The sequence below is a fragment of the Lactobacillus sp. B4005 genome (assembly GCF_026536045.1).
GTDB classification, from domain to species: Bacteria; Bacillota; Bacilli; order Lactobacillales; family Lactobacillaceae; genus Lactobacillus; species Lactobacillus panisapium.
On the sequence record NZ_JAFNOZ010000002.1, the window covers coordinates 569,784 to 580,271 of the forward strand.

Below are 10,488 nucleotides of genomic sequence, written 5' to 3' on the forward strand. Positions count from 1 at the left end.
TTCCCCCACTTAGCCTAAATAATTCTTACTGACCTCACGGGCAATAGTCATTCGTTGGATTTCATTAGTTCCTTCCAAAATTTGGAATCCTTTAACATCACGCATCAGTTTTTCAACTGGATACGCACGAGTATAGCCATATCCACCTAAAATCTGGACTGCGTCCGAAGTTACTTTCTGTGCCGTGTCCGTAACAAAAAGTTTAGTCATTGCACCTTCTTGGCGAACTGAAAGGTTATTGTCCATCATTTTCATCGTATTGTTGACAAGCAGCCGAGACGTTTCAACTGCCGTTGCCATATCTGCTAACATATTCTGGACGGATTCAAACTGCGCTATTGGCTGATTAAATTGCTGCCGTTCATTAGCATATTTTGCTGCTTCAGACAGTGCTCGCTGCATAATACCGACAGTTAAGGTCGAAACATAGGCACGAGACAAATTTAAGCTGTTTAACGCAATATTAATTCCCCGTCCTTCTTTACCTAGCAAGTTTTTAGCTGGAACATGAACATTTTTAAATCCTAAGGGAACAGTATTTGATAATCGCAACCCCATTTTATCTTCGTGTTTTCCGACCCATATTCCAGGGCTATGGCGATCAATCATAAAAGCAGATAGCCCGTGATTGCCATTATCAGAAGTCCTGAAGATACCAATAAAGATATCTGCGATACCACCATTTGTGGCAAATGCCTTATTACCGTTGAGAATATATTCATCACCATGACGAACTGCAGTTGCTTTTACCGAACCCGCGTCAGAGCCCGCATCGGCTTCTGACATTGTGAATGCGGCGAATTTACCATCTTCAATTACTCGGGCAAATTCACGCGTTTGTTCTTCAGTTCCAGCTAACATTACACACCGCAGCGCAACAAAGGAGGTAATTAAAGTTAACGCATAACCTGCATCATATTCCGCAATTTTTTCAAAAACTAAGGCAGAATCTTCATATGAAAGCCCTGCACCGCCATATTCTTTGGGGATTTCAAGCATATGAAGCCCCATTTTGATTGCCGGTTTAAATAGGCTTACTGGACAATCGCCTTCCTGATCATATTTTTTAATAACTTCAGGGCTAAGATAACGATCACCAAATTCTTGTGCCAAGTGAATGTATTCTCTTTGTGCTTGTGTATATTGTAATGTCATCTATTTCACCTATTTAAGCGGCTCATCTAAATGCCGCACACCACTAGCTGCACCTGATGCAATCATTGCCGCAATTTTTGCATCACTATAGCCAAGTTCATCTTTTAAGACTTCGCGCGTATCAGATCCTTGTGCACGCGAAGGTGTTAAGGTTGGCTTACCTTGTGAAGCAAATCGAACTGGATTAGTTGGGATATAACGTTTAGCACCAGATGGAAATTTCATTAATCGTATCTCATCATTATCAAGCGCCTCAGGATCCTGGTAGATTTCTGTTGGAATTTGACACGCCTCAAGTGGCAAGTCTTCTTTGCCAAATAAATCAATCCAATATGTTAATGGCTTTTGCTTAAATGCATCTTCCAAAATAGCTATCACTTCGCTACTAGTACCATTTGCGTTCAATGTATCCATTTTGTTATAGCGCTTATCGCCACAAACATCGTCACGGTCAATATCGTGCATCACTTTATCAAAGTCACGATCATATTCTGGAACACATAGAACAAACCATCGGTCATCCGCAGTTTTATAAGTATCATTGAATGGATTAGTGACTTCTCGCCGGCTTTTAGGATAAACATTACCGTATTGCGCAGATACCATTGCAATGTTTTGCATAAAAATTGCTGCATGGTTCAAATTAACCACGACTTTGTCACCTTTTCCGGTTCTTTGTGCTTGAAGTAAAGCAGCACAGATTCCTGCCGCCAAGGTCATTGACACCTGAAAATCACCGTAGCCATTTACAGGATTGTAAGGATTACCGCCCTTATCAACCGTTGTGCCTTGAACACCGCCACGTGCTTGATAAGCAGTTGCATCGTAACCCGCTGCATCTTTCTTAGGCCCAAATTCACCGTAACCACGGTCTTGGGCAAAAACCAGTTTAGGAAACTCTTGATGCAGTTCTTCCCAGGTAATTCCCATGTGTGCTAAACTTTTGGTTCGCACTGAAGTAAGAAAAACGTCAGCCGTTTTGAGTAAGTCTTTGAATGCTTGCATTCCTTCAGGCGTCTTCATATTTAAAGTGACAAAGCGCTTATTCATGTTGGAAACATCAAAGCCTAAATTTTCATCATCTTCATATTTCATGCCAAAAACGGCACCTTGGGTTCGCCCAGCATCTCCTTTGGGAGCTTCTATTTTAATTACATCAGCACCCCATTCGCCAAGCACCCTGCCAACAGTTGGTGCAGCCAAAAATTGCGTCAAATCAATAACTCTGATTCCCTTTAATATTTCATCGGCCATTTTTTATCTCCGCATTAGTTATAATTAAAGAGGATTGAAGCTAATAGTTTAATTTATTAGTTTCAGCCCTCCCAAGTTAGAATATCTCTTTATAAACTAGTAATTGGTGTCTGACCACCATCGTTGATCAGTAATCTCCCTGCTGTTAAGCGCTGAACCGAACGTGGTCCTTCCTCAAGCCACATTGCACGGCAATCGCGGTATAACCGTTCAGCTGGGCCATAAGGATTGTCTTGGAAGTAGCCAATTCCACCAAAAATCTCTAACATATAATCAGAAACCAGCTTAACAGTATTAATACTTTCAAGTTTAGCTAATGACGCCTTCTTAGTAATATCCTTTCCTTCATCGTAGTCTTTAGCTAAATCCCATAACATCAGCCTAAGTGCATGAACTTTAGCGCCCATATCGGCAATTTCAAAAATGATTGATTGCCGTTTGCATAATGGCTTACCGAAAGTTACCCGGTCTTTAGAGTATGCGATCGACATCTCCAACATTCTTTGAGCCATTCCCAAGTTAGAATCAGCAATATGTGCACGCGATAATGATAGCGAAGAGATTGCAACTTTCATTCCTTCGCCACGTTTACCCAACATAAATTTGTCTGGCACACGCATATCTGTAAACTTTAAGTCGGCATGACCAGCACCGCGGCACCCCATCATCAGTGGCATTTCATTAGCTTCAAATCCGGGTGTATTTGTTGGGACAAAGAATGCAGATAAGCGCTCATCACCTTCTTTATCAGGATCGGTAACAACGATTAGATAAGTAAAGTCAGCTACATCTGCATGAGAAATCAGCGTCTTTTCTCCGTTAATTACCCAGTCATCGCCGTCTTTAACAGCCAAGGTATGCAAATCAGCACCCGTACCGCCGCTTTTTTCAGTCAAGGCAAAATTGGCATAAATTGATTTATCTTGAAATTTATTCATGTACTTATCTTTTAATTCTTGACTACCAAAATTATCAAGAATTCGCCAATTCATGTCGGAGGCATGGTGCAAGTGCATTCTGATACCACCTTGAGTACGAGAAAATTCTTCTTGTACTTGTAGAATCTGTTTTTCACTCAAACCCCAACCTCCGTATTGTTTTGGCAACGCAAAGCGATACAAGTCATGCTTAATTGCTATTGGGAAAAAGTCTTGTGGAAATTTACGATTCTCTTCAATATAGTTAGTCATACGATCAAATTCATTTTGGGCCAAATGTCTAATTTCTTTAACGTAATTAGCAAAGTCTTCGTCAGTCATTGACTCACCCGGCTTAGCCTTGTGCATAATTGGTGTTTCTTCATATGGTGGTAATACATGCAATTGTTTTTGTTCAGTCATAATACAATCTCCTTTTTACTTTCTGAAGTTTTTTGAAAGCACTCTTAATTGACAATTGTATTATGTTGGCAAAAAATGACTTTGTAAAATTGATAACAAAGTTACTTTTATTAGTTTTATAAATACTTTTTACCATTATTTTGGCTGAAGTTTTGCTAAAATGACAAAGTTTATTGCGGACTTCTTAAATTGCCTGGTAAATTTATCAGCTAAATTACAACAGGCTCAACTATTAAGCTAAAATATTAATTTTTCCAATGATTATATTAAAAAATGTGAAAGCGTTTTTATTAAATTAGGTATAGCATCTATTATTAGGTAGTGAATATCATATATTTTTTGAGGTACTATCATGAATCTAAATCAACTTTACTATTTTCGTGAATTGGCAGAAGAAAAACAATACACTACAGCAGCTGAAAATTTATATATTAGTCAGCCCACTCTTTCAGTATCAATCAAACAACTAGAAAAAGAATTGCATTGCAAACTATTTAAGCATAATGGCCGCTACGTTCAATTAACCAACTATGGACGTATTTTTTACGATACGGTCACTAAATCTCTGGCTACTCTTGACCATGGTAAAAAGAAAATTGAACAAAAAATTAGTCAAGACAAAGGTAACATTCATATTGCCGGCATCCCTACCGCGATTGGTATCTTGCTTCCTAACTTGACCAAACAATATCAACAAGAAAGCAGTATTGCACCTCACTTTATTTATCACGACAACCCTTCTTATCAAATTTGTGAAGGTATTAAAAACGGCTGGTATGATATTGGAATCTGCTCATATGTGCCCGAATTTAGTGACTTTACTTATGTTCCACTTTATACTGAGGAAATTATTGCCATTGTTTCTCAAGAAAACGAACTAGCCAAAATTACGGAAATGACTCCAGAAGAGCTCCAGGGTGAATCGATTATTACGTATTCAAAAAAAATCCAAATTGGCAAGGATATTACTAATGCCTTATTAGCTACCGCATCAGATTTACACATTACTAATCGTTTACATGATGAATTGGCTATTGCTGGTCAGGTTCTTACAAATGACATCGTCGGTGTAGTGGCCAAAACGATTTACCTTAGTGGTTTTAATATTCACATGATTAAGCTCGATTTACCTAAAAATACACGCCAAGTATACTTGGTCTATGATTCCAACCAGAACTTTTCACCAGAAATCATTGATTTTCTCGATTTTATTAAAAGCCGTAAAAAAGAAATTCAAGAAATGGTTGATAATATTCTGGTCTAATTGATTGAAGGGGGGTGCAACATCTTCAGATGAATAAATTATGTCAATTATTAGGAGTTAATTTACCAATTATCCAAAAGCCTATTCACACGCTAACCAACGGTAAACTGATTGCTGCCATTTCAGAAGCAGGCTCATTAGGAATTCTGGGAATTAATGCAGGTTATCACGCACCTGATGCGCTAACAGGAGCCTCGGCAAGTAGTAGCGACCAAGTTGGCAAAGCTGGCAACAATTATATCCTTGACGCAATGCAGGAAAGAAATTTGATGAATGAACAAATAGACTATGTCTTAGCTCATACCTTTCGCCCATTTGCCATTGAAATTCCTAGTAGTGCCAGCATACCTGAGCAAGATCATACAGCAATGGAACTTGTAGAATTAATGCGCAAAAGAAGACTTACCATTGCTCTTTTTGAGGGATTTGGTCAAATTGCTTCAAAAGAATGGGTTCAATTACTTCACCATAATGGGATTAAAGTTATGCAAGCTGTCTCCCAGACTGATAGGGTAAAACAAGCGCAAAAAAATGGAATTGATATTCTTATCTACCCGCAAAAAGAAGGACTGCCAGAATTTGTCCATGAAGCGCAAGCCACTCCCGTCTTAGCTGGCTTTGATACCGCTAATCCTAAGGCCTTAACTCACGCTTTAGCTTGTGGTGCACAAGGCGTCTTTCTCAAAACTGTTTTTGCCGCTAGTGAAGAAGCGCCCACAGCTACGTCTATTAAAAATGCGTTGATCAAAGCCAAAAATTCGGATTTGGTTTCCTTTAAATCAAACAACCGGACTATTTTTTCATTACCGGGAAGATTGCCTAATCACTTAGCTAAAATGACTGCTGCCGGGATAGATGCTACCCAAATTACTGCTGCATCTCACGGTTACCAGGGTTTAATCAACGGAATGCTGAAAGGCGACCTTAATCTGGGGTATACTGATATTGCCGAAGATATTGATTTTATCACTGTAAACCAATCGGTTAAAGAAATTGTCAATCAGATAAATAATAGTCAAAAGTGAACTTTATGAATAATTCAATTGCCCAAAATGCCACTCGAGCTCTTTTATATGAAGTTGTCACCCTTCCTAAGCCTGGTCTTGTCGACCCGCTAAATCCAGGACCGCATCAGGATATGAATATCTATACTTTCATTGATAGTAGCTTGAGCTTAACTAACTATTTTACTGCTGCGTTTAATATTGGCCATGATTTTAAAGCAGCAGATTTAACAGAAATGTTTTTTAAGTTGCGGCAAAAAGGAATAGCTGCTGAAAAAGACATGTTTCAGGCTACTAATGGTATTAATACGCATAAAGGCGCAATTTTTGCTTTAGGAATTTTTGTCTGTGCTGAAAGTTATTGCAAAAAAAATCAAACTGAGATTTTTACTACGATTAAAAAAATGTGTACCGGCTTAGTTGAACACGACTTAAAACTAAATAATCAGTTAAAAACTGCAGGAGAAAAAGAATTTCAGCAATATGGTGCGGGCGGTGCACGTGAGCAAGCTGAATTGGGATATCCAATTGTCCGCGATGTAGCTCTACCGTTCTTAAAAAAGCGGACGGGAAATCTTCAAACTAGGTTGCTAGATACCCTAATGAAAATTGCTACGGTAACTGTTGATAGCAATTTAATCAAGCGAGCTGGCAACTACGAAATTATTAATTGGCTTCAGAATAAGGCCACTAGTTACTTAAAGCTAGGCGGCTACAATTCTGCCACTGGGAAAAAATACCTACAAGAACTCAACCAAGAATGCCTGGAAAAAAATTACAGCTTAGGTGGTTGTGCAGACTTGTTAATTGTGACTATTTTTATGGCACTTGAACGGGATTACTTATAATTTAAAATAAAAAAATAATAGTTAGCCTAATTGGTTAACTATTATTTATTTTTGTCAGAAAAGTTTATTGCAATTAATGCTGCGAAGCGCCTGTAGCCACATCAGTGTCTTTTATTTCATCACATGCCGTATCAGCTGCAATTCGACCAAACGTAAAGATATCTGCTAACGAATTACCGCCTAGACGATTACCAGCATGTAATCCACCTGCAACTTCACCCGCAGCATACAAACCATCAACTACTTGCCCGTCTTTATTAATAACTTGTGCTTTCGGATTGATCTTTAAACCACCCATTGTGTGATGAATAGCGGGTTTACGCGGTGTAGCATAAAATGGCGCTACTTCACATTTAAGGTTGAACGCACTCTTGCCGAATTCGGGATCCTCGCCGGAATTTACATAAGAATTATACTTTTTAATAGTATTAACTAAAGTATCTGGATCCATTCCGGCTTTTTGTGCTAATTCTTCAAGCGTATCGGCTTTCAATAAAGTTCCGGCTTTTACTTGTGCCTCTAAAGATTCTTCGGTTGTGTTATAAGCCGTTTTCTTAATCTTTTCATCAGCAATTAAGTAGAAAAGCGTTCCATTAGCAATTGCGGCTTTAGCCAAGGTGTCACGCTCCGCAAATTCATTTACAAAGCGTTCACCCTTTTGGTTAACCATAATAAAGTTTTCTGGCGGTGTTTGGATACCGGTAAATAATTCACCCGTTTTTGGATCGGAAACTGGCATTAATTGAATAAAGCCCATGCCCACTAAATCAGCGTTAGCTTCTTGCCCCAAAGCAATGCCATCACCAGTAATAGCAGGAGAATTAGTTGTAGCAATATCGTCATCAATATGCTCCCAATAAGTATTGTATTTTTGTACCATCTTAGTATTAGCACCAAAGCCACCAGAAGTTAAAATTACTTTTTGAGCATGAATTGTTACTTTGCTGCCATCATTACTTTTAGCAATTACACCAATGACGCGATTATTTTCAGTAATTAAATGAGTTGCCCGCGTTTCGGTCAAGATTGTAGCACCGTGCTCTTCAATCCATTTACCCAATACACTAATAAAAGCATAGCCCATTGGCTCAACTGGCTTATGGCCTCTACGCCATAAAGCGCCTACGGGCATGGTTACCTCACTGCGATCAAATTTAACTCCCAAATCAGTCAGCCAATTGACAGAATCAAGTACATTGTTAACTAATTCAGTTACTAAAGCGTAATTACCGTGAATTTCATTTCCGTTTAAATCAGTCCGCTTACCACCCAAATAAGTTTGAATTTCGTGAAGCAATACTGAATCAAATAAGTAATCTTTTCCCGACTCAACGTAATCATTAATTTGTTTTTGCAGCTTCTTGAAGTCTTCTTGGTATTCTGGGTCAATTTCATCAATTGGCATTGCTGCTAATTTTTCTAGGCTTTCTTTTTCACCAGCTAAAGCCTTAAACTGATTTTGCCATTCTGGTTCCGCTGCATTAAGTGGACCACCAGCACGAGTTGTATTGCCACCAATCTGAGGATACTTTTCAAGCACAACAACCTTTTTTCCGTTTTGAATTGTTCTAGCAGCTGCAGCAAGCCCTGCACCACCTGCACCAATTACAACGATATCCGTATCCAGTACCTGATCTTGTCCACCAATAACGGCTGGCTTAGCACGGTCTTTCCATTCTTGCGCATCACCACCGGCTTCATTAATTGCCTGAGCAACACCATCAACAACACCATGACTGGAAATTGTTGCGCCACTCACCGCATCAACATTCAAAGTTTGATTGGCAATAATTTCTTTGGGCAAACGCTTAAAAACTTCATCGGCGACACCCTTAGTTTCACCGCTAGAATCGATACTAATATCTTTAATGCTATCTTCCGAAAGTGTGACTTTCATTGGCATAAAGCTTGAACCATGACCTTTTGCTTTTACATCATATGTACCTGGTTTCATCATGCTTTGCTTCCTCCTTATTGAATACTTAGTAATTAAATTTTACTAAGTTTCATACGCAAGGTGAAATAGTTTTATAGCAAGCAAGCCATAACAAAAATGCTATTGGGAAAAAGAAGTCGACTGGTACTTTTATCCCTTTGATCGTCCATACCCCCAACTGTTAGTTTCAAACTTAAATTAATTATGAACTTGCTTTGATGATTGGTCTCTTATTTTTATTGAGTAAAGTAATATTAAATTGCCCAAGTTGTTGAACCGCGAGTAAGATATAATTGAGATATTATTGGAGGAAATAGATGAAAGATCCAGAAATATTACAGCATTATATCGATGTCTTGTTAAAAGAAAGCAACTTTACCCGAGCTGCACACGAGTTATACATTTCTCAGCCATATCTAACACAATTAATTAAGAGGCTAGAGCGCAAATTAGGGGCCAAAATAATTAATCGTGAAACAATACCATTTACATTAACTGAAGCTGGCATTATTTATTACCAATATCTCGAAACGGCTATTTCTAATAATCAGACTTTAATTGAGCAACTAACCCCATTTTCCATGCCTAATAAGGAAGTAATTCGAATTGGTGTATTAGAAAGCTTAGGAACTTTTCTTTTGCCAGCACTTCTACCAGATTTTTTAGCCAAAAATCCCAACATCAAAATTCAATTGTCTGAAACTTATCCTCGTAAAAATGAAACCAAACTTTTAAATGAAGAAATTGATTGTTATCTAGGACAAACACCAGAATCACTCAATCATGGAATAGACTTTTACGTCAATGGCGGCGAAAATTATTACGTCATCATATCGCCAAAGTCGCCTTATTTTAAAAAGGGGCGCTTTATTTTAGAACCTAACGAATATGATATTAAAGATATTCTCCAGGAGCCATTCGTTGTTAGTTCTGCCAATTCAGCAATTAGACGGCAAGTAAATGGGGCCTTTCAAAAATTTCACGTTAAACCAAACATTGTCTTAGAAAGCAGCAGCATTTTAACAACCACTAACTTAGCAATCAAGGGTGTAGGATTAACAATTTCTGCAGCCAGCATTATTAAGCGAATGGCCCAAACCCCCATTAATCTACTTCCGCTTGACAATAACTTAATTCAAATTAAATATTTTATTGCCGTTAAGCATAGATCCCATCAAACTGAGGGCCTGCAAAGATTAATTACGGCATTTACCAATCTTAAAATTCAACCAAGCATCAAGTAGACGATAAAAATTACTAGAAATCACTTGAATACAAATAGTTTAATTATAAAAACCGCACAAAAAAAAGGACTATCATTAGTCCTCTTTCTTACTTGCTCCGGCTGTCAGACTCGAACTGACGACATCTTGATTAACAGTCAAGCGCTCTACCAACTGAGCTAAGCCGGAATATTTAAAAAGCACGGCAGCTTCCTACCCTCGCAGGCAGTCTCCCACCAACTACTCTCGGCGTGAAGAAGCTTAACTGCTGTGTTCGGCATGGTTACAGGTGTTTCCTTCTTGCTATTGCCACCGTACTTTTCTTTGCTTGAGTTCTTACACTCAAAACTAAATATAATCCATTCTCAAAACCTTCTCCGATTGCTTGAGCCTGTGGTCAAGTCCTCGACTGATTAGTACTAGTCCGCTCCAAGCCTCACGGCTCTTCCACTCCTAGCCTATCT

8 protein-coding genes, 1 tRNA gene and 1 rRNA gene are annotated in these 10,488 nt (G+C 38.6%); 4 read left to right on the forward strand and 6 right to left on the reverse strand.

The annotated features are described in order from the left end of the window. Positions 1-9 precede the first annotated feature (9 nt). From J3U73_RS07160 to J3U73_RS07170, 3 genes are all read right to left on the reverse strand, one after another. On the reverse strand, positions 10-1,155 hold the full coding sequence (locus J3U73_RS07160) for an acyl-CoA dehydrogenase family protein (protein ID WP_220268935.1): 1,146 nt from the start codon (positions 1,153-1,155) through the stop codon (positions 10-12). A 9-nt stretch (positions 1,156-1,164) separates the two neighbouring features. Next, positions 1,165-2,409 carry a CaiB/BaiF CoA transferase family protein gene (locus J3U73_RS07165; protein ID WP_267409998.1) on the reverse strand — a complete coding sequence of 415 codons (1,245 nt, stop codon included), beginning with the start codon at positions 2,407-2,409 and terminating at the stop codon, positions 1,165-1,167. A gap of 89 nt (positions 2,410-2,498) precedes the next feature. Beyond that, complete coding sequence (locus J3U73_RS07170; RefSeq protein WP_220268933.1) at positions 2,499-3,749, reverse strand: acyl-CoA dehydrogenase family protein; 1,251 nt, start codon at positions 3,747-3,749, stop codon at positions 2,499-2,501. Positions 3,750-4,101: 352 nt separating this feature from the next. Here J3U73_RS07170 and J3U73_RS07175 point away from each other — a divergent pair, with 352 nt between their 5' ends. From J3U73_RS07175 to citG, 3 genes are read left to right on the forward strand one after another with little or no spacing between them, the layout of a single operon-like run. Then, positions 4,102-5,013 (forward strand): LysR family transcriptional regulator, encoded by a 912-nt coding sequence (locus J3U73_RS07175; RefSeq protein WP_220268932.1) that lies wholly within the window; start codon positions 4,102-4,104, stop codon positions 5,011-5,013. A gap of 29 nt (positions 5,014-5,042) precedes the next feature. Continuing rightward, the gene (locus J3U73_RS07180; RefSeq protein ID WP_220268931.1) at positions 5,043-6,038 is read left to right on the forward strand and encodes an NAD(P)H-dependent flavin oxidoreductase; all 996 of its coding nucleotides are present in this window, start codon (positions 5,043-5,045) and stop codon (positions 6,036-6,038) included. A gap of 5 nt (positions 6,039-6,043) precedes the next feature. Continuing rightward, positions 6,044-6,865, forward strand: a complete 822-nt coding sequence (gene citG, locus J3U73_RS07185; protein ID WP_267409999.1) for a triphosphoribosyl-dephospho-CoA synthase CitG — start codon at positions 6,044-6,046, stop codon at positions 6,863-6,865. Between the two features lie 73 nt (positions 6,866-6,938). Here citG and J3U73_RS07190 read toward each other — a convergent pair whose 3' ends face one another. Continuing rightward, positions 6,939-8,819: a flavocytochrome c gene (locus J3U73_RS07190; RefSeq protein WP_267410010.1), complete on the reverse strand. Its 1,881-nt coding sequence runs from the start codon at positions 8,817-8,819 to the stop codon at positions 6,939-6,941. Positions 8,820-9,118: 299 nt separating this feature from the next. On the opposite strand from J3U73_RS07190, the gene J3U73_RS07195 reads away from it, so the two are divergent. Next, positions 9,119-10,045: a LysR family transcriptional regulator gene (locus J3U73_RS07195; RefSeq protein ID WP_220268929.1), complete on the forward strand. Its 927-nt coding sequence runs from the start codon at positions 9,119-9,121 to the stop codon at positions 10,043-10,045. A gap of 95 nt (positions 10,046-10,140) precedes the next feature. Here J3U73_RS07195 and J3U73_RS07200 read toward each other — a convergent pair. Continuing rightward, positions 10,141-10,213: transfer RNA gene (locus tag J3U73_RS07200), tRNA-Asn, on the reverse strand. An 11-nt stretch (positions 10,214-10,224) separates the two neighbouring features. Further along, a 5S ribosomal RNA gene (gene rrf / locus J3U73_RS07205) occupies positions 10,225-10,341 on the reverse strand. Between the last annotated feature and the right edge of the window lie 147 nt (positions 10,342-10,488).